Annotated in this window: 22 protein-coding genes and 1 riboswitch; of the genes, 4 read left to right on the forward strand and 18 right to left on the reverse strand. The window is 46.7% G+C overall.

Annotation, left to right across the window (positions count from 1 at the left end):
* Positions 1-28 precede the first annotated feature (28 nt).
* The 6 genes from ribH to hutU all read right to left on the reverse strand — a co-directional run bounded on the left by ribH (position 29) and on the right by hutU (position 6,533).
* Positions 29-490, reverse strand: coding sequence for a 6,7-dimethyl-8-ribityllumazine synthase (gene ribH / locus ERX40_RS05285; protein WP_133417449.1), 462 nt, complete (start codon positions 488-490; stop codon positions 29-31).
* On the reverse strand, positions 487-1,671 hold the full coding sequence (gene ribA, locus ERX40_RS05290) for a GTP cyclohydrolase II (RefSeq protein WP_133417605.1): 1,185 nt from the start codon (positions 1,669-1,671) through the stop codon (positions 487-489). The genes ribH and ribA overlap by 4 nt, the downstream gene beginning before the upstream one ends.
* Positions 1,671-2,258: a riboflavin synthase gene (locus ERX40_RS05295; RefSeq protein ID WP_133417450.1), complete on the reverse strand. Its 588-nt coding sequence runs from the start codon at positions 2,256-2,258 to the stop codon at positions 1,671-1,673. Before ERX40_RS05295 ends, ribA begins: the two co-directional genes overlap by 1 nt.
* Complete coding sequence (gene ribD / locus ERX40_RS05300) at positions 2,239-3,267, reverse strand: bifunctional diaminohydroxyphosphoribosylaminopyrimidine deaminase/5-amino-6-(5-phosphoribosylamino)uracil reductase RibD (RefSeq protein WP_133417451.1); 1,029 nt, start codon at positions 3,265-3,267, stop codon at positions 2,239-2,241. The genes ERX40_RS05295 and ribD overlap by 20 nt, the downstream gene beginning before the upstream one ends.
* A gap of 120 nt (positions 3,268-3,387) precedes the next feature.
* A riboswitch (FMN riboswitch) is annotated at positions 3,388-3,517 on the reverse strand.
* 122 nt (positions 3,518-3,639) lie between these two features.
* A complete protein-coding gene (gene hutI, locus ERX40_RS05305) occupies positions 3,640-4,875 on the reverse strand; it encodes an imidazolonepropionase (RefSeq protein ID WP_133417452.1) in 1,236 nt (411 codons plus the stop codon).
* Positions 4,872-6,533, reverse strand: a complete 1,662-nt coding sequence (hutU, locus tag ERX40_RS05310) for a urocanate hydratase (RefSeq protein ID WP_133417453.1) — start codon at positions 6,531-6,533, stop codon at positions 4,872-4,874. Before hutU ends, hutI begins: the two co-directional genes overlap by 4 nt.
* Positions 6,534-6,674: 141 nt before the next feature.
* Here hutU and ERX40_RS05315 point away from each other — a divergent pair, with 141 nt between their 5' ends.
* On the forward strand, positions 6,675-7,544 hold the full coding sequence (locus ERX40_RS05315) for a LysR family transcriptional regulator (protein ID WP_133417454.1): 870 nt from the start codon (positions 6,675-6,677) through the stop codon (positions 7,542-7,544).
* On the opposite strand, the gene hutG is transcribed toward ERX40_RS05315, so the two are convergent.
* Both hutG and ERX40_RS05325 read right to left on the reverse strand, forming a co-directional pair.
* On the reverse strand, positions 7,526-8,422 hold the full coding sequence (gene hutG / locus ERX40_RS05320; protein ID WP_133417455.1) for a formimidoylglutamase: 897 nt from the start codon (positions 8,420-8,422) through the stop codon (positions 7,526-7,528). The genes ERX40_RS05315 and hutG overlap by 19 nt on opposite strands.
* 12 nt (positions 8,423-8,434) lie before the next feature.
* A complete protein-coding gene (locus ERX40_RS05325) occupies positions 8,435-9,892 on the reverse strand; it encodes an FAD/NAD(P)-binding protein (RefSeq protein ID WP_165980666.1) in 1,458 nt (485 codons plus the stop codon).
* A gap of 106 nt (positions 9,893-9,998) precedes the next feature.
* Here ERX40_RS05325 and ERX40_RS05330 point away from each other — a divergent pair, with 106 nt between their 5' ends.
* The gene (locus tag ERX40_RS05330; protein WP_133417457.1) at positions 9,999-10,712 is read left to right on the forward strand and encodes a hypothetical protein; all 714 of its coding nucleotides are present in this window, start codon (positions 9,999-10,001) and stop codon (positions 10,710-10,712) included.
* A 21-nt stretch (positions 10,713-10,733) separates the two neighbouring features.
* Here the strand turns inward: ERX40_RS05330 and ERX40_RS05335 are convergent, their stop codons facing one another.
* The 3 genes from ERX40_RS05335 to ERX40_RS05345 all read right to left on the reverse strand — a co-directional run bounded on the left by ERX40_RS05335 (position 10,734) and on the right by ERX40_RS05345 (position 14,504).
* Entirely contained in the window at positions 10,734-12,149 is a 1,416-nt protein-coding gene (locus ERX40_RS05335) for an MDR family MFS transporter (protein ID WP_243712916.1), read from the reverse strand.
* A gap of 308 nt (positions 12,150-12,457) precedes the next feature.
* Entirely contained in the window at positions 12,458-12,808 is a 351-nt protein-coding gene (locus ERX40_RS05340) for a hypothetical protein (protein WP_133417459.1), read from the reverse strand.
* A gap of 259 nt (positions 12,809-13,067) precedes the next feature.
* Positions 13,068-14,504: a 6-phospho-beta-glucosidase gene (locus ERX40_RS05345; protein WP_133417460.1), complete on the reverse strand. Its 1,437-nt coding sequence runs from the start codon at positions 14,502-14,504 to the stop codon at positions 13,068-13,070.
* A 124-nt stretch (positions 14,505-14,628) separates the two neighbouring features.
* On the opposite strand from ERX40_RS05345, the gene ERX40_RS05350 reads away from it, so the two are divergent.
* A complete protein-coding gene (locus ERX40_RS05350) occupies positions 14,629-15,333 on the forward strand; it encodes a GntR family transcriptional regulator (protein ID WP_133417461.1) in 705 nt (234 codons plus the stop codon).
* Between the two features lie 64 nt (positions 15,334-15,397).
* On the opposite strand, the gene ERX40_RS05355 is transcribed toward ERX40_RS05350, so the two are convergent.
* The 7 genes from ERX40_RS05355 to ERX40_RS05385 all read right to left on the reverse strand — a co-directional run bounded on the left by ERX40_RS05355 (position 15,398) and on the right by ERX40_RS05385 (position 19,952).
* On the reverse strand, positions 15,398-15,802 hold the full coding sequence (locus tag ERX40_RS05355) for a hypothetical protein (RefSeq protein ID WP_165980667.1): 405 nt from the start codon (positions 15,800-15,802) through the stop codon (positions 15,398-15,400).
* A 429-nt stretch (positions 15,803-16,231) separates the two neighbouring features.
* Complete coding sequence (locus ERX40_RS05360; protein ID WP_133417463.1) at positions 16,232-17,374, reverse strand: hypothetical protein; 1,143 nt, start codon at positions 17,372-17,374, stop codon at positions 16,232-16,234.
* 19 nt (positions 17,375-17,393) lie between these two features.
* On the reverse strand, positions 17,394-17,582 hold the full coding sequence (locus tag ERX40_RS05365) for a DUF6366 family protein (protein WP_133417464.1): 189 nt from the start codon (positions 17,580-17,582) through the stop codon (positions 17,394-17,396).
* Positions 17,583-17,711: 129 nt separating this feature from the next.
* Complete coding sequence (locus ERX40_RS05370) at positions 17,712-18,227, reverse strand: hypothetical protein (protein ID WP_133417465.1); 516 nt, start codon at positions 18,225-18,227, stop codon at positions 17,712-17,714.
* 67 nt (positions 18,228-18,294) lie between these two features.
* A complete protein-coding gene (locus ERX40_RS05375) occupies positions 18,295-18,669 on the reverse strand; it encodes a PH domain-containing protein (RefSeq protein ID WP_133417466.1) in 375 nt (124 codons plus the stop codon).
* A gap of 86 nt (positions 18,670-18,755) precedes the next feature.
* The gene (locus ERX40_RS05380; RefSeq protein ID WP_133417467.1) at positions 18,756-19,331 is read right to left on the reverse strand and encodes a stage II sporulation protein M; all 576 of its coding nucleotides are present in this window, start codon (positions 19,329-19,331) and stop codon (positions 18,756-18,758) included.
* Positions 19,332-19,730: 399 nt separating this feature from the next.
* Entirely contained in the window at positions 19,731-19,952 is a 222-nt protein-coding gene (locus ERX40_RS05385) for a helix-turn-helix transcriptional regulator (protein WP_133417468.1), read from the reverse strand.
* 143 nt (positions 19,953-20,095) lie between these two features.
* Here ERX40_RS05385 and ERX40_RS05390 point away from each other — a divergent pair, with 143 nt between their 5' ends.
* Positions 20,096-20,488, forward strand: coding sequence for a (deoxy)nucleoside triphosphate pyrophosphohydrolase (locus ERX40_RS05390; protein WP_133417469.1), 393 nt, complete (start codon positions 20,096-20,098; stop codon positions 20,486-20,488).

Consider the following 20,488-nt stretch of genomic DNA (forward strand, 5'->3'; position numbering starts at 1 on the left):
CCTTTCTCATATGAGAAAGGATTATTTTTTATGCATCCAGCATTTTATTGAGATTTGCCATTTCAATCGCCGCTACTGCCACTTCGCCGCCCTTATTGCCTGCTTTCGTACCGGCACGTTCAATCGCCTGCTCGATTGATTCAGTTGTCAGTACACCGAAGATAACCGGTATTCCGAACTCATTGGCTTTAGACACGCCTTTTGCGACTTCGTTACAGACATAATCATAATGTGTCGTCGCCCCCCGGATGACGCATCCGAGTGTGATGATGGCATCATACTTGCCTTGCTTGGCGAGCTTCTGCGCGGCAAACGGGATTTCAAATGCCCCGGGCACGAGCAGCTGATCGATATCTGCTTCCTCGACACCATGACGGATCAGTGTGTCTAACGCACCCTCATTCAAACGGTCTGTAATAAAGTGATTAAAACGTGAAGACACAATCGCAATCTTAAGTCCTTGTCCTGTTACTTTCGCATCAAATTTCATATTAAATTCTCCTCCAGTAGATGTCCTAATTTGTCTTTTTTCGTTGATAAGTAATGACTGTTATCCGGGTTGCTCGAAAACTGATGGGGAATGCGCAGTCGTACATCGATGCCGTATTTCTTAAGTCCATCGATCTTACGCGGGTTGTTCGTGATCAGATTCACTGACGGGATATCGAGGTCACGCAGAATAGCTGCTGCGACGCCGTAATCTCTGAGATCTGCATCAAAGCCGAGCGCTTCGTTCGCCTCCACTGTATCCAGCCCCTGTTCAATTTTCTCGTAGGCTTTCAGCTTATTGATCAGCCCGATACCGCGGCCTTCCTGTCTGAGATAGATCAGCAGTCCGCCGTGTTCATCGATATGACGCAGTCCGTTCTCAAGCTGTTCGCCGCAGTCGCAGCGCTTGCTGTGGAAGACGTCACCCGTCAGACACTCTGAATGCAGGCGGATATCAGGGATTCCTTCATAAGGTTTCATATAGACGACATGTTCCTTGTCGCTATATAACTCCTGATAACCGTAGACTGTGAAATGACCGTAAGATGTCGGCATATCGACAACAGCCGCACGTTCAACAAGCGGCTCATGCGCCTTACGGTATTGGATGAGCGCTTCTATTGTGATCAGTTTAAGGTCATGCTGTTCCTTGAACTCAATCAGATCATCACGGCGTGCCATCGTACCGTCCGCCTTGATGATTTCACATATCACACCTGTCGGCTCTGCACCCGTTAACCTGGCTAAATCGATGCAGGCTTCTGTATGGCCTTGTCGCTCCAGAACACCGCCACCGCGTGCAATCAGCGGAAAGATATGGCCCGGTGAATTAAAGCAGGCAGTATCTTCATCTAAGAAGGCCCGAACAGTATCATATCGTTCATTCACGCTGATACCTGTCGTTGAATTCACATGGTCAATACTTGCCGTGAAGGCTGTACCGTGTGGATCATTGTTGCAGACCGTCATCGGTGCAAGACCGAACTTATCTGCAAGTTCCGGAGATACCGGCGCACAGACCAGACCGCGCGCCTCTGTGATCATCATGTTCAGGACCTCAGGCGGCATGAATTCTGTCACAGCGATCAGGTCACCTTCATTCTCTCTGTCTTCTGAATCGACGACGATGATAGGTTTACCGGCCTTCAGGTCAAGCAATGCTTCTTCAATGCTGTCAAACATCATGATAATGCCTCCTGTCTGACGATATATTTACCGAGCATATCGAACTCGAGATGAACGGTATCTCCTGGTTTCAGAGACAGCAGTTTCGTTTTCTCCTGTGTCTCCGGAATCAGCTGTATCTCGAAGTAATTCGCATTCAAGTCAAATATCGTCAGCGATGTCCCGTCGACTGCGATTGAACCTTTTGGGATGACATACTTCAGGTCGCTGCGTTCCAGGCTGATGTGATAGACAACTGCATTCCCTTTTGTCAGTCTGCGCAGCACTTTTCCCGTGTTATCGACATGTCCTGATACGAAGTGACCGCCCATACGCGTCGTAGGCAATAACGCCCGCTCAAGATTGACTTGATAGCCGGCTGAGAGCGATCTGAATTTCGTCCGGTCTGACGTGCCGATAATAATATCGACATCAAATGAATCTGCAGTGAAGGACGTCACCGTCAGGCAGGTGCCATCCACAGCGATGGAATCACCGATTTTCATATCGTCAAGAATCCTGCTGCAGCCGATGGTCATCTTCAATGCCCCCTGCTGCTTGATCTGTTTAATAGTACCAATTTCTTCAATAAGTCCTGTGAACATCTGTCTGCCCCTTTCGGTAGGTCAGCCGCAGATCATCATCAAATCGTCTGACATCAGTCAGTCTGAGGTTGATCATGCGACTTTCCACTGTATGATAAAAGCGATTGTTAAGCGTTCCGCCAAGTAATTTCGGGGCATAATATATGACGATCTCATCAAAACAATCCTGTTCTATAAATTCACTGATGACTGCCGAGCCGCCTTCAATCATCAGCCGGCCGATGCCGGCCTGATGCAGCAGCTCGAGCAGACGCGCCGGCCGGAAGTCATCGGTCAGAATGGTCTCTGCGTATTCAACCGGTGTCGGACTCAGCACGATGATTCTCTGGTCAGTCTCCTGATCCTGGCCATGAATCTTCAGCTGTCCTGTTTTTGTGATGATGACCTTCGCCGGCACTTTATCGCTGACGTGACGCGCATCGAGCTTCGGCTGATCGATGTCATAAGTCGCGCGACCGACAAGCACTGCGTCATAGGTGTGTCTCAGTGCATGAACATCGCGTCGCGACTTGTCATGGGTCAGCCATCTGCTGCTGTTATGGTCATCGGCCAGCTTGCCGTCAAGTGTCGATGCAAGCTTAAGCGTGACGAAAGGCCGCTTCTCTTCTTTTGAGATGAAGAACGCCTGATAGAAGTCACTGACTTCGTCACTTGGCTCATGCACCACTGCGATGCCATGCGACTCCATATAACGGACGCCTGTATCATCAAGACTTCTGTCACGTTCAGCGAAGACGACCTTCTTAACACCGGCCTGAATGATGGCTTCCGTACACGGCGGCGTCTTACCGGTGTGATTACAAGGTTCCAGTGTGCAGTACAGTGTTGCACCACGTGCGTCACCTGCCATGCGGATGGCCTGGACCTCAGCATGGGCAGTTCCTTCTTTTAAGTGCGCACCGAAACCGATGATCGCACCGTCCTTTACAATGATACAGCCGACTGCCGGATTACGTCCGGTCTGGCCCGCTGTCATCTTCACTAATTGAAATGCCTGGTCAATATACATTTGTGCCTCCTCAATATAAAAAGGCGCTCCCTGAGACAGGGGCGCCTTAAATTTAAGTATCACAAATAAGACCTTATATAAAAGGATTCATCGCTAAATAAACCATTTTACAACGGTGTCTTATTCTTTCTCCCATCCAGACTTTAACTGTCGGCTCCAGAGTTTCACTGAATCAGCCTCCATCAAAAACGACAGAGGGTCGCGGGCTATCACCGCCGGTTGGGAATTACACCCTGCCCCGAAAGAATATCATATTGAATTTTGTTAGTTTCCTAACGGTCTTATGGTACAGAACATTCACGAAAAATGCAAATATAAGAAGACGGCTATCAGTCTGAATCTATTCAGCGTCAGTTTCTGGGGCCATTAGCTTTAAACTTCAATCGACAGGTCTCTGTCCACGATGACCTTGCCGTCCTTGATCACTTTCTCAGCGTGATTGATCCCGTAGTGATACGGAATATACTCGTGGTTCGGTGCATGCCAGATAACAAGATTCGCTTTGTCACCGGCGTCAATCGTACCGGCCTCCAGACCGATCGCTTTAGCAGCGTTCACTGTCACCGCATTCCAGATTTCGTTCGGTGTCAGCTTCAGTTTAAGCGCCGCGATGGCCATGACCATCTGCAGATTATTCGTCACACAGCTGCCCGGATTGAAGTCTGTCGCGACAGCGATGGCACCATTATTGTCAAGCATACCCCGCGCATCTGCATAGTCGTTCTTACCGAGATAGAAGGTTGTGCCCGGTAATAATACCGCAACGGTATCGCTGTTCTTCAGCATCTCTTTTCCTCTGTCGCTTGCCGCCACCAAATGGTCCGCAGAAATCGCGTCTTCCTCGATGGCAAGCTCCAGTCCGCCGAGGGGATCAATTTCGTCTGCATGAATCTTGACCCGGAAGCCCGCTTCCTTGGCTTTTTGCATATAATATCTTGATTCATCAATCGTGAAGACACCTGTCTCACAGAAAATATCAGCGAAATCAGCATATTCCTTCACATCAGGCAGAATGGCAATCATTTCCTCCAGAAATGCATGGCCTTCTCGCCCTTTCGGCACCGCATGCGGCCCTAAAAATGTATGCTTCATATCCAGCTTATATTTATCTGCCAGTGCATGTGATACTCTCAGCTGCTTCAGTTCATTCTCTTTGTCGAGGCCGTAGCCGCTCTTGCTTTCAACTGCGAGCACGCCGTGGTGCATCATCGTCAGCAGATGGTACTCCGACTTTCTGAAGAGCTCCTCCTCACTTGCTTCACGCGTCGCTCTGACCGTTGAATGAATGCCGCCGCCCTGCTCCAGGATCTCAAGATAACTCGCTCCCTGGCGCTTCAATGACATCTCGTGCTCACGCGAACCCCCGTGTACAAGGTGGGTATGCGCATCGACTAAGGACGGTGACACGACCTTACCGGTCGCATCAATCGTCTGACGCGCCTCGTAGTCTTCAGTGAACGGGCCGGCATAGATAATTCTGCCGTCTTTCACCACGACAGTGCCGTCCTCAATGATCTTCAGTTCGTCAAGCTCTTTCCCTTTCAGCGGTCTGTCCGTCTTCTTCGGCAGAAGCAGCTGACCGATATGCTGAATCAGTAAATCATTCATACCTTATCACTCCCCGTAATCATCGGAATATGGATGCCGCGTTCCTTGGCAACATCTACAGCAATATCATAACCCGCATCCGCATGACGGACAACACCCATGCCCGGGTCAGTCGTCAGCACGCGCTCCAGTCTGCGGTCCGCACGTTCTGAGCCGTCAGCGACGATCACCATTCCGGCATGCAGCGAGTACCCCATCCCCACACCGCCGCCGTGATGGAATGAGATCCATGAGCCGCCCGCTGCTGTATTGATGAGCGCGTTCAGGACTGCCCAGTCACCCACTGCATCACTGCCGTCCTTCATGGACTCTGTCTCGCGGTTCGGACTTGCGACAGACCCTGAATCGAGATGGTCACGGCCGATGACAATCGGCGCGGAGATCTCACCTTCACGCACGAGACGGTTCAGCGCGAGACCCATCTTGACACGTTCACCGTAACCGAGCCATGCGATACGTGCCGGTAAGCCCTGGTATGCGATTTTTTCCTGTGCCAGATCCAGCCAGCGCAGCAGTTTCCCGTTATCCGGGAAGAGCTTTCTCATCTCTTCATCCGCACGTTCGATATCTTTCGGATCCCCGCTGAGCGCCGCAAAACGGAACGGTCCTTTACCCTCACAGAAGAGTGGTCGGATATAGGCAGGGACGAAGCCCGGAAAATCAAAGGCATTCTCGACTCCATTGTTGAACGCGACCTGACGGATGTTGTTACCGTAGTCAAATGCCACAGCTCCGTTCTGCTGGAACTGGAGCATATATTCAACGTGCCTGGCCATCGATGCTTCAGCTAACTCGACATATTTCTTCGGATCATCTTCACGTAGCTTCGCTGCTTCCTCAAGTGAATAGCCCTGCGGCACATAACCGTTCAGCGGGTCGTGAGCGCTTGTCTGGTCCGTGATGACATCAATCCTGAAGCCTTTGTCCAGTATCGCCTTATGCGTATCAACCGCGTTGCCGACAAGACCGATAGAGAGTGCCTCGCCCTTCTCGCGTGCTGCCTCAGCGAGACGCAGCGCCTCGTCCAGATCACGTGTCTTGACGTCTGTATAGCGCGTTTCAATCCGTTTATCGATACGGCTTTCGTCAACGTCGACACCGATGACGACACCGCCGTTCATCGTCACGGCAAGCGGCTGTGCACCTCCCATACCGCCGAGACCGGCAGTCAGTGTCACAGTCCCTTTCAGGCTGCCACCGAAGTGCTGGTTCGCCAGCTCAGCAAATGTCTCGTAAGTCCCCTGGACAATCCCTTGAGACCCGATATAGATCCAGCTTCCTGCTGTCATCTGGCCGTACATCATCAGGCCTTTCTTATCCAGCTCGTGGAAATGCTCCCAGTTGGCCCATTTAGGCACCAGTACTGAGTTTGACAGCAGTACGCGCGGTGCCTCGTCATGCGTCTTGAAGACCGCGACCGGTTTTCCTGACTGAATCAGCAGGGTCTCATCCGCCTCCAGATTTCTCAGCGTCTCGACAATCGCATCGAAGCTCTCCCAGTTACGCGCCGCCTTGCCGATACCCCCGTAGACCACCAGACTCTCCGGATGCTCTGCCACTTCAGGATCCAGATTGTTATAGAGCATACGGAGAACCGCTTCCTGCTCCCATCCTTTACATTCGATTTCAAGACCTTTTTTCGCCCGGATATTTCTCATCTCAAACGCCCCTTTTATTATCAGAATTTTCTTTGCACCTTTATTATAGATCCTTTATTCATAGATAACTAATATCAAAATTTTATTTATTGATAGTTAAAAGCTATAATTAAAATAAAAAGAATAGTACGGAGGCCCGTCATGAAAATCATACAGCTTGAATATTTCATCAAGGTCGTTGAGCTGAACAGCTTCACAAAAGCGGCCCAGGTGCTCCATATCAGCCAGCCGTCTCTTACGGCCGCCATCAAGAAGCTGGAAAATGAGCTCGACTACCCGCTGCTGAACCGGACGACTAAAGAAATCAAGATCACGGAAAAAGGTATTCTCTTCTATCAGTATGCTGCGGAACTTGTAAGTCACTATCAACAGACGGCAGAGAAGATGTATGACTTAAAGCGGAGCGCTGAACCGAAGATCAAGCTTTCCATTCTCGAATCCACAGCGCAGTGGATTTCATCTGTCACCCAGCAGCATCACCGGGAGTACCCCGATCAGAGCTATCAGATCACCGAAATGATGGATCATTCGCAGATCATACAGCGTCTCATCAGTTATGATGACCAGCTTGCCCTCTCCAACGAAGCCATCCATCATGCGGATATTGAATCAATCCAGCTCTATGAAGAAGACTATCTGCTCCTTGTGCCGCCGGAAGAATTCGAGGACGACGCGATTTCACTGCAAGGTCTGCCGCTCATTCTGCCGAACAAGCAGTATCAGGTCCGCAAACATCTGGATGACTATTTCACACGCCTTAACTATCGTATGAACATCGTCATGGAGGTTGACCGTTTCGAGGCGGCGACCTATTTCGTCAGAAACGGCATGGGTTACGCCGTCATTCCGCGCGTCTACTATCAGTCACTGAATGCTGATTATCTGTCAGTCATTCCGATATCACCCAGTCTCAGCCGTTCCATCTATATCAATTACGCCAAAAAAAGAAAGCACTCAGAACGAGTGCTTTCCCTGGTACGACTCTGCCAGAATTACTGGGCGATCCGGTAGAGCAGGTGGGCAGCGAGTTTCGCTGTCCGGTTATCAGCATCATATGCCGGGTTCACTTCTGCAATGCTGACTGATGGAACTTTACCCGACTGCATCACAATCTGACTCAGACGCGCCACCACCTGCGGCGTCAGACCGAAGACAGCTGAAGCGCTGACACCCGGTGCATAGGCACTGTCAATAACGTCCATACAGATGGTGAAGAGAATGACGTCATGTGCACGGATAAATTCATGCAGCTGACGTTCCACGTCCTCACTGACGTGCTCAAGGTGATCCGCCAGCACATAAGACGTTCTGTTCGCTGCCGCATAATCAAAGAGTGCCTGTGTATTGCCCGCCTCCTGGATGCCGAGCACGAAATAACGGAGCGCATCATCTTCCTCCAGCATATATCTGAAGCTCGTCCCGGATGTAGGTGACACTTCCTCACGGTTATCGAAATGCGCATCGATATTGATGACGCCAATCTTCTGCTTCTTATATACCTGCTTCATCGCCATGTACTGTGCATACGCGATATCATGGCCGCCACCGACAAGAAGGGTCAGCCGGCTGTCCTTCATCAGGCCAGCAGCTATCTCCGCATACTCCCTCTGCGTCTCAATCAAAGTGTCATGGTCATGCACGACATTGCCGTAATCACTTACATCGACACGGGCCGGAAGCCCGGCGAATGCCCGGCGGATGGCATCCGGCCCTGCTGCTGCACCCATGCGGCCTTTGTTCAGCCTGACCCCTTCATCAATAGCGTAGCCGAGCCACGCAACATCTGCCTGCCTGCTGAACTTCACCGTCTGAAACTGTCTGAAATGTGCCGGCACGTCTTCACTATCGAGACGCCCCGTCCATAATGTCTGATCTGCTTCCTGATGCATACTGATTCCCCCTTATTTAATACGCGAATAAAATGCTTTGACGACCCTTCTTGCTTCCAGCAGCAGTTCATGTACACCGTTGTTCTTAAAATTGACGCCGCCCGTCATCTGACCGAGCGCTACAAAGTTATCCAGTACGCCGTATTTCGGACTGATGATCCTGCTGTCCTCGGGCAGCACCTGGATACCACCGTCATGATGCGGTGCAATCAGCCCGTCATTCAGCAGTCCTTCTATCATGGCATCCGGCTCTGTCTGACTGAGATGTCTCGCCGGCCCTGTTGCATTGATGACGTAATGGACGCGGTCTTCCGTGCCATCCTCGTAGTGAAGTCTGAACTTGCGGTATTTATATTCAACAGCTTTCAGTCCTGCCTTGATGACCACTTCGTTATTCTCAAGCTGGTCAGTCAGCTCCTCGGCGCTCGGCTCAGGCATCGGATTGGAATAGTGGTCGATGAACGGTGCATATTCCTGCTGATACCGTTCTTTGTCCTCAAGTGTCATATACGGCCAGATCAGCGGTGCCTCCCACATCATCTGATAGATGGCTGACTGCAGGGCGCCGATTGCCGTGTGATTTTTCAGGTCAAACTGCATAGCGTTCAGCGGATTTCTGCGGGACACGCCGTAGAACCTGCTGATGTCAATCCCCTGATGCTCGCATTCCTGCTTGAACAGCTCAACTATTTTTTCAAGCGGGATGAAGTCATTGTTCTTCTTACGGACCTTACGGAACGCAGCGCCCGTGAAGTACTTGAACTTATAAGTCACCATCTTCCCCCGGACAGACTGCACTTCACCAGAATGCGAGGCAACGATCACCTGACGCGCGCCTTCCTGATGCAGATAGCGGATGCAGTCGAGTCCGCTGAGCCCGGCACCTATGATGGCATAATCCTTATCAGGTTCAACGTCAAGCGTGTAGAGCGGATATGGCCAGGCGATATAGTTCTCTGTCCCCTCAAGTTGATACGGATCTTTCGGGTACAGCTGACCGCTCGTCATAAAGACGTAATCGAACTTGTAGCTATCTTCCTGAGTGTGCAGCGTATAGCCGTCCCCTTCTTTCTTCACCGCTCTGATATGATTCGTCACAACCGTCACTTTACCTTTTCTGACGTGTCCCTCAAACTGATCCTTCATATAATGACCGAACAGCTGCCGCGAGAAGTAGATATTACCTTCCGCATTAGTGTTGTCACCTTCACGGTTCTGAATCTCTTCAAGCGAGCGGTTCTTCTCCACCCATTTGAGGAAATCATCCGGGCTGCTCCGTTTCATGGACAGCTGGTTGGCGGGATAATTCAGCAGCAGCTCCACATCCTCATACTGGAATGCGCGTCCCTTCCCCATATATTTCTGGTCGTCAAAGACCGTGATATCCATCTTCCTGCTGAGTTTGTCGTTCATTAGATATTTGAGGACATGCGTCCCAGCTACGCCGCCACCGATAATTGCGAGTTTCATTTCATTCTTCCTTTCGCATGCATTTAGTTCCATCATACCGCACTTCAGTTGCGGATGAACCGTTATTATCATTATACTAAAGACAGATGAAATTCGGAGGCCGATTATGTACAGAAAATTAACAGCTGGATTACTGGCAACAGCCCTTCTTGCCGGCTGCCAGTCAGATAAGGAAATCAAAGTGACAGACACCCCTTCTCAGATCAAGGCGGCGCAGGAGGCGAAAAAGGATGTGAAATCCTATTCCTCGTCCTATAGGAACAAGGTGCTGGAAAACGGCACAGAATCAAATACTTATCTCAGCCTGAAGAAAGACACAGATGACAACCAGGAAGTGACGGTCAGGAATCAGGAGGAGAACGGCAAGTTCTACGTCTATGACAACAAAGCAATTCTGCAGCAGAACGGTGAATGGATAGATGCGACGAAACTGGGCGGTTCGCAGCTGCTGACGATGACGGCACCGCTCCTCTACAACGAGCAGTTCAAGCTGCTGAATAAGCTGCAGGATGCGAAATATTCTGAAGGCACACTGACGGAGACCCTCTCAAGCTATGAACAGTACCTGAAAGTGTTCGGTCAGGAGAAGAATGACAGGAAGGCCATCCAGGACCTGCAGAAGCAGTTCCCGGAGATCCATAATAAGATCACCGTCAGCTTCAACAAGAACAATCAGATAGAGAAAATCACCAATGAACTGACGCTGAAGAACAGCAAGACAACCATCCAGAATGATGCCGTCACGACGTTCACTGATATCAATAACATCAAACTTGATATCCCGAACGAGGTGAAGCAGGCAGAAACCGTCGGAAAATAAAGAAAAGCTGAAGCGATTGCTTCAGCTCTTCTGCTCTTCCGGCGGAACACTGCGTGTGATGAAGAAAGACATGACCAGACCGGTAACGACCAGGAATGTCGCAAACCAGTACGAATGATGGACACCGGTTGTCAGCGCGTTATTGAGCTGGCCTGTGGTCGGCTGACTGATTCCTTTCAGCGCCTGGTTCTGCCCATGCGTCATGATACTGATGAAGATGGAGACGCCCATCGCACCCGCTAGCGGCTGCATCATATTGCTGATGGCCGTGCCGTGCGGATAGAGATGTTTCGGCAGCTGGTTCAGTGCGTTCGTGCTGCTCGGCATCATGATCATCGAGATGCTCACCATAAGGAAGATATAAGCAATGATAAAGACATACATCGGGATACCTGGATGGATCAATGAATAGAAGAGCATCACCAAGGAAAGCACCGTCAGTCCCGGAATGATCATCTTGCGCGGCCCGGTCCTGTCAAAGATCCGGCCCATGACAGGGGACAGGAGACCGTTCAGCAGAGCACCCGGCAGCAAGATCATGCCGACGACCTTCGCTGAGAATTCCATCGGCCCCTGCAGATAGATGGGCATCACAATGTTCGATGCGAACATAGCCATGACGACGACAGCAAAGATAAACATACCCCGGCTGTAGTTCGCGTACTTGAAGACAGAGAGGTCAAGCATCGGATCGGCGAGCTTCCGCTGACGCAGACCGAACGCAATAAGCGCGGCTGTCCCGAGAATAATCGTCGTAAGGACAACAGGATTCAGAAATCCGCCTGCGCTTGTACTGACAGAGCTGAAATCATAGATGACACTCGCAACACCGAGCGATGACAGGACGCCGGACAGCAGATCGATCTTCGGCTTCGTCACCTCAGTGACATTCTCAAGGTAACGGTAGGCGAGCAGGATCGATCCGATGACGAACGGCGCGACAAAGAAGAAGAGCCAGCGCCAGCCGAAGAAGTCGACGATGATACCGGATAATGTCGGACCGATAGCCGGTGCGAACATCATGACCAGTCCGAAGTTTCCCATCGCCTTCCCCCGCTCATGCGGTTCAAAGAGCAGAAGCATCGCCGTCATGATTGTCGGTATGAGCAGCCCCGTCCCAGCCGCCTGGATCATCCGACCTAAGAGCAGCATCTGGAAGTTGACCGCGAAGCCGGCAATCAGCGTACCCATGAGAAAGACCGTCATCAGACCCATGAACATTCTCCGGGTCGAAAACCACTGCACAAGAGAAGCGGACAGCGGCATCAGCATCCCCATCACCAGCATGAAGCCGGTCGCAAGCCACTGGACTGTCGGTGCATCCACCTTGAAGTAATGCATCAGCTCAGTCAGCGCAATATTGAGGAGCGTTTCGTTCAGAAATGTGAAGAACGCCCCTGTCATAAAGATATACATGATCATATAGGATTTTTTCATTGCGTTTCCTTTCATTTTTAGAGACGTCTCAATCACAGACCGAGTTTTCGTTATTATCCACTTTAACATAGTAACGAATGAATGGACCTTAAAAAAGTTCATCGTACCGTCATAAAAACCAACAGCCGTGACGCAAATATAAGAACACAGCAAAGACAGTCAGCAGGAGCTCTATGTGATCTGTCAGTCAGGCATGCGCAGCATATCAGCGAACAGCCTGATTTAATGAGGAGATCAGACACAGGAATCCCTGCCCATCATCCTGCTGACTAAAAAGAAGCGTGAGACCTCGGTCTTACGCTTCTCTCTTATTCCAGTTCCTCAGTGTAGAAACTGACTAGCTTATACGATTTTCCAGAGCGGTGGAACGTCATAAACCAGACGACCTTTTCTTTCCTGTCGCTCTCTTCAATCTCCCGGCTCACTTCAATGAACGCCAGAATCCTTTCCTGAGCATTTGTCTTATAGACAATATCGAAATCCCAGTTACAGGTCTCCATCACTTTATTCTCAATGACATGGAGCAGCGCTGGACGGTCCAGGTTACGCCGGGTGCCGTCTGATTCCACTACTGAACTGTAAATCTCATCGGCCATGATCTGATCAATAGCTGATATGTCTTTTTTCTTTACTGCAATTAAAAATTCAAAATATGGCATAACTCTCTCCTCTAGTTAATCAATACGTGCGTGACATTTACTACTGAAATATCAAGATAGACCTGCATTCTGACAGCCATTATTGATTTCTATTTTATGGTTTCATATTATTATAGCAGCATTTCAGAGAAGATATCACTTAATTTTTTATGCCATCTCAAATAATTAATTCTGCTTATTGCATACATAACGCATATAAGTGTACATCTTGTTTTCCCCTGAGAAATCATCACTTGATTCCCGGATTTCTCTTTTTGAACTAAAGCGCTTGCCCGTTCGTCTCAATCACCTTTCTGTACCAGTCAAATGAATCTTTCTTCAGCCGTTTCAGCGTCCCGTCACCGTCATTATCACGGTCCACATAAATCATCCCGTAGCGTTTCTTCATCTCACCTGTCGTGAACGATACCACATCAATGATGCCCCAGGGCGTGTAACCTAATAAATCCACCCCATCTTCAAGCACAGCTGACTTGACTGCTTCGATATGACTTCTGAAATAATCGATACGTGCATGATCATGGATGGCCCCGTCCACTACTTCATCCACTGCACCGAAACCATTTTCAACTATAAAGAGCGGCAGCTGATAACGGTTATATAAGGTATTCAGCACATATCTGAGCCCATCAGGATCAATCGTCCATCCCCAGTCCGATGCCTCAAGATAAGGGTTATCCACACCATTATCAAGACCGCCGTTGATAATGCTGTCACTGCCGGCATTCACCGCATCATGTTTGACAGCGGTTGACATGTAGTAGCTGAACGCCAGGTAATCAACTGTTCCTTCAGCGAGAATCTTCTCGTCACCCTCTTCAATCGGCAGACTGACGCCGATTCTCTCCAGCTCCTTCAGTGCGTAAGCGGGGTACTTTCCTCTGACCTGAACATCCGGGAAGAAGAAGCGTTCACGGTTCGCAATCTCTGCTGCCATAATGTCTTCAGGATGACATGAGAATGGATAGACCGGCACATGCGAGACCATCGCGCCGATCTTGAAGTCCGGATTGATTTTGTGACCGAGCTGCACGGCTCTTGCACTTGCCAGCAGCTGATGATGGGCAGACTGATACATGACAGCACGGGCGTCTTCCCCTTCCTCCACCTGAATACCGGCATTCGTCCATAAGAAGAGCGGATTACTGACATCCATCTGATTGTTGATCTCGTTGAATGTCATCCAGTATTCGACTTTATCCTTATAGCGGTTAAACACCACTTCAGCAAAACGCACGAAGAAATCAACGACTTTACGACTGCGGAAACCGCCATACTCCCGCGCCAGATGAAGCGGAATCTCGAAATGACTGAGCGTAATAACCGGCTTGATGCCATGCTTCAAGAGCTCGTCAAAGACATCATCATAGAACTGCAGACCCTCTTCGTTCGGTTCCGCTTCGTCACCCTTCGGAAAGATACGTGTCCAGCCGATTGATGTACGCAGCACTTTAAGTCCCATTTCAGCGAATAATGCAATATCTTCTTTATAATGCGTATAAAAATCAATCGCCTCATGATTCGGATAGAATTCATCCGGTTCAACCTTAGCAGTAATACGACGCGGCACACCATGCGCGCCTGCCGTCAGCACATCCACAACAGACGGCCCTTTTCCCCCTTTATTCCAGCCGCCTTCGAACTGATGAGCAGCCAGTGCGCCGCCCCATAGAAAATCCTGTGGTAATTGAGTCATATTCGTTCCTCCTTCAAAAAAATTATACATTTATATTATAATTATACCGGTATAATTAATCAAATCATGACCTGATATTTCATGTATAATAAAATCATGACAATGAGATGAGGATTTGCTTGCTATGAAGAAATATGAACAGATTGCTGAAGATATAGAACAGCACATACATGAAAATGAACTCGAACAGGGGACACGTCTCTCCAGTGTGGAAGCCTATGCCGCACACTACCAAGTCAGTAAAAGTACCATCATTAAGGCAATGGATATCCTGGAGAAAAAAGGGGCTATCTTTCAGCAGCGCGGCAGCGGTGTCTTTGTCAGACGCCAGAGAAGAAAAGGCTACGTCAGCTTATTGACGAACAGAGGATTCACTGAGGAGCTGAAAGACTTTGCCGTCACGACACAGCTGCTTAAATTAGAACTGATGAAACCGACAGAGGAAGTCATGCTGAACCTGAAACTCAGCGAGGAGGATGAAGTCTATTATGTAGAACGATTGAGAAATATTGATGGTAATCGTTTATGTATAGAAGAATCCTACTTCCCTAAAAAGATCGTCACCTATCTGAACAGTGAAATAGCGGAAGGCTCCATCTTCAAGTATCTAGCAGAAGGACTTAAGCTCAATATCAGTTTTGCCGATATCTATCTCCATGTGGATACATTAAATGAAGAGCAGGGAGAGAAACTGCAGCTACAGGCAGGGGCTCCCGCCCTCTTTGTCGATCAGGTGGTTTATCTCGGAACCGGCGAACCCTTTGACTATTCCAAACTGACCTACCATTATCAGCACTCCAGATTCTTCGTCCAGGCGATCAACTTCTAAGTACGTAAAGACCTGAATCAAAAAACAAGATCTCTGTCTCTGACAGAAATCTTGTTTTTTTTACTTATATCAATTCTTCCGCATACAGCCGTACAAGCTTGTATCCGTCGCCTCGCTTATAAAACGTCATAAACCAGACCACTTTCTCACGTTTCCCGCCTTTGCCGTCCTTCTCACGGTGCACTTCGATAAAGGCAATTATTCGGTCACGTACATTGGTCTTGTAGACGATATCGAAATCCCAGTGATCGGTGATATTGATTTTATTCTCAATTAAATCCAGAACAGCTGCTCTATCCAGATTACGACGTCCACCTTCCACGCTGACAATCGAACTATGAAGTTCTGTATCCAGAATTTCATCAATCATTTTCATATCTTTCTTTTTGAATGCAATTAAAAATTCAAAATACGGCATATCCGTTCCCCTATCATTGTAATGATACTCATCTCTATCTGTACTTCTCATCTGTCCGTATGAGTGAGATTATTATATCAAGAACATGATTCATTCTATATTATATTTGTGTGACAGAAAGGGTAATAGCATATTGTCTTTTGCATTTATATCGCATATAAAAAGGTGCAGGTCTATCGTTACTTGAATCACTAAATCTTTTTTCACAATTTATTATGATAAAATATTATATCAATAAAATTTTAATCAGAAATTCTGATGTCAGCCTTACCACTGTCCTCACGACACTCGTTGCGCGATTCATGGCATTAAAATGATTCAACTACACCTCCTATCATAGATGATTAATTTCATAGTCTTGACCATGAATGATGATAGATTGAACATCATCATTAACTCCAGTGGAAAGAATCTCTACATGATAACCATTCGTTTTATCCATATCATAGACAGTGTAGTCACCATCCTCACTATCAATAATTAGGCAAAATCTTCACTTAAAATAGTTTCCTTACTCAAAATGTCATTATCGGGCTGTCCCACCTCAGGGCCTTGATAATTTTCGCCAATTATGGCTATAGAATCAATGCCACCAACTGGTCCCATGTCAGGATTGACTTCTACATAAAATCCATTGGTCTTATTACCATCGAAACGTGCTAGTTCACTCTGTGTATCCTCAGATGTCACTTGCCAGATAGATTGGAGATCTGGATCAAGCGGTTCTTCTTTAACATTTAATAAATATCGGTAGATTCTGTCGTCTTTAACTGTCACTGCAAAGTTATCATACTGATAAGTAGTACCGAGATCGTCATCAAAAGTTTTATCAGGTTGTCCTAATTTACTGATTAAGTCACCTACAGGGTCTCCAGCATGAAAGCCGTAGATGTTGAATGAATTCGTCAATATTACTTGTCCATACTCATAAGTATCAATCTTAGGATATATGAGATGTGTTTTCCCATTATTAAATCTGACTTCTGCTGATTCGTTTTTTCCATTAGTAATTTTCTGAATATCATGTTTCGTCACCATAATGACTTGGCCGTTAGCGACCATTGCATTGATGCGTTTTCCATCAACATCATAGTAATTAATCGAAGCTACACCACTTGGCGGAAGACTCGCATAATCGCTTTTTTCTCCCCAGACTTCAGAAAATACAGCTAAGTCCTTCTGTTGATCCGGCGTAATGTAAACATATTCAACCTTAGAACGATCAGTGAGTTCATTTTCAGTTGTCACTCCATCAAATATAAGTGCGTAACTACCAAAATTAAAATTCAGACCTCCTGCGAAATCGTTAGTACCGTTATATTGACCGAGTTTATTTTTAACTTCAGCATATGTCAGACCCGGTTCGATACCTTGGTAGCCTTCACCGGATGCCTGAACGAAGCTGTTTTTAAAGGCTGCTGAATTGATATCAATCGTTTTTTCGATACTTTTTAAATCTTCTGTCATCGGTTTTTCAGTCGTTATTTCCGTTGTCAGCCTTTCCTTTTCAGCTTTATCGGATACCTTTACATCACTCTCATTTTTCTTTGACTCAGTGTCATCACTATTGCATGCACTGAGTAATAATCCAGTTGCAATGATAAATCCTAGTTGTCTTTTCATCCCCATTCCCCTTATCACCTTATTTAAAAATAAGCCAACCTGTCAGTATGATAATAAGCAGCAATAAAATAACGATTCCCAGCTGCCCGGTATTCATACCACCCGTCAGCTGATGCAGCTGATTATCCTCCACACCATTCCGCAGACTGTTACCTGCATTGAGCTCTTTCTGCACTAAACGTTCTCTTTCATCCTCAGGTTTAACCATATTCATCCCCCTTATTATCATCATCCCTTTAATTGTAATATAACAATATTGGTTTAGCTATAAAATAATGGAAAAATACAAACCCATACTTCTCGCAAGAAGTGCGGATTGGATAAGCAGCCTGTGTCCTCACTTCAGCCATTCTTCCTCAGATATGACAGGGAGACCATCAAATTCAGTGACTCTCTGAGCAAAGCAATGTTTAAGTTCATCAATAAGATCAATATCATCAGAAATAATATCCAGATAGATAGGACTCAGTCTCATGACAGTCTGATCATTATAAAAGTACATGAGAAGCGGCATAGACCTCTTCCGTCTATATGCCTTGAATAGCTGTATGATGTCCTCTCTATCAATATGCTGCACCTTCACAAAATAAAGCCGGTCAATTGCACAAGGCAGTACCTGCCAGTTAGAGATTTTGATATAACGATGTAAATAAAACGTCTTCATCGGACCATAAGATTCCAGCTTTTTTGTAAAGACGAGCGTCGATAAATCTGAAGATAATTGCTCAAGTAACGCCTTAAAAGCACCTATAGAAAGTGTCTCAATTCTGAATCTGATCCGGTGCCTATCCTCAACTTGAACAAAGGGTGACAGCTTAGTGTTCAGAAAATCAATACCTGCAATATAAGACATCTCATAAACTCCTTTCACTCAACATACTAAAAAACGACAGATGCGAAGATCTGTCGTGAAATAACACTTACAGCACATGTCTAGAAATCAGCTGCTGCAGTGCAGTGATATCTGTCTTACTGTCAAATAATTTAACAAGCGGTGCCGGCATCCCTGCAACGTAGAGCTTGAGCTCGGCATTAATATCGAATCTGCCTGCATTCTCCACGCTGAATGCACGGATGAACTTATAAGGCACCGTGATGAATTCAATCTTCTTACCCGATAATCCTTGCTTATCCACAATCAGAATACGTTTGTTCGTAAAGACAAATAGATCACGGATCAGAACGAAACTTGCCTCCACCACTTCATCAGGCAGCAAATAACCTTCAAACTCGTTCTGTACATCCTGTGGATTCTGTTCGCTGGAATTTCCCATTAACTGATCAAATAAACCCATTGACAACGCCTCCTTATACTTACAATTATTGTATCTAAAATAAATGGATGAGTAAAATGATAACCTGAAAAATACTGATGCTCTTTCTAATGCAACAGTCTATAGATGGAATCAGACACATACTCTTCTGTGAAGGCAGCAGTGATGATTAGAGGCAGTACCAGCAGGAAGTAATTTTTAAACAGATTCATCAGTTCTTCCTTAAAGCAGTACTCGGGCTGACGCTTCAATAACTTCTGCCAGCAGAACTGACAGATACTTGTATTCAGACGATACAGTAAGCTCGCGAATAGACATAAGCCGCTGAGTTCCAGAACAGCATGAGGTAACGAAGAAGCGATGATAGCAAAGGCTTCATGACTATCATATCTGAGGATCAGTCCGAATAGAACACCCGGCAGAGCAGCAGTGGCTGTAATCTGGATTATATAGAGAAATGGAACTGGGATACAGGCGAAGAGCAGCATCTGGAGAGGCACTACGAAACCATTATTGATTACATACTCGCGAACCTTGACGAGACCCGTGACGTCTTCCAGCCGTTCGCTTCTTCTAGCAGAGACCCCGTCCAGTACAGATTTCAAGTCCGGATTAATCAAATAAGTGATGGTCGTCGCAAGAATCAATACTGTCAAAGCATAAAGTACGAACCGTTTCGTCATTATTATTCATCCCCCTCATCGCTCTCATACTATTATTATAGAGTGAACAACTGCACATTTCAGGAAAATGAGGAACTTTTAAGAAAACTTTAAGGTGAAATATCCATCGTAGCGGGTATAACAACATGAATATCTGAGAAAGAACCCATGTTATCTATCATCGAATTCGTATCATTTGCTATAGGAGAAGACCAATGTATAGAGCAGGCATTCAAATCATAAGCTGACGGGGCGTGTCATGAGTGGCACTATGATGATTATCGGACTGAGCGTCATTCCACTCATAATAGTATTCAGCAATACTGACTTCAACAACAAGCATAAGTGATAAGAGCACCCAGGTGGATTGACCTGGGTGCTCTTCACGTCACTGTCACACTTAGAGCAGAGACAACGGACTTATCGATTCTTCTTCGACGGGATACGAATCAGTTCATCAACCTTCATACCGAATAGATGGGCAATCTTTACAGCCTCTACCAGGGTGATATACTGATGCCCATTTTCGAGTCTTGAATATTTAGAAACATCATAACCTATCGCTGTTGCTACTTCAGTTGATGAGAAACCTAAATTCTCCCGATGATATTTAATAGCAGCCATCATTTCCTCATTATTCATTACAATAACCTCGCTTTTTATTTGCGAGATTATCAATTGCTAAAACAAAAAAGAGAATTCCTGCAAAGTCTGCAAGAATTCTCATAAAGTAATAAAATTATATTATAATAAATAGTTAAGAAACTTTATTAAAGGGTGTTATTATGAAAAAGTATATTAAAGTCGTTGGAGCTATTATATTAAAAAATGATAAAATTCTTTGTGCACAGCGTAGCGAATCTATGTCTTTACCTCTGTTATGGGAATTCCCGGGTGGGAAGATAGAGTTAGATGAATCACCTGAAGATGCTCTAGTGCGAGAGTTAAAAGAAGAAATGAATTGTGATATAGAGGTATTAGATAAAGTAGTAACAACAGTTCATGAATACGACTTTGCTACCATTGAACTTACTACCTTTTATTCAAGGCTTATTTCAGACAGTATTAACTTAGCAGAACACAAACAAATTAAATGGTTGTCTGCTCATGAATTACATTTATTAGAATGGGCGCCTGCAGACATCCCTGCTGTCAAAAAAATTATGGAGAATGCTTAG

The organism is Macrococcus carouselicus, from assembly GCF_004359515.1.
Classification (GTDB): domain Bacteria; phylum Bacillota; class Bacilli; order Staphylococcales; family Staphylococcaceae; genus Macrococcus; species Macrococcus carouselicus.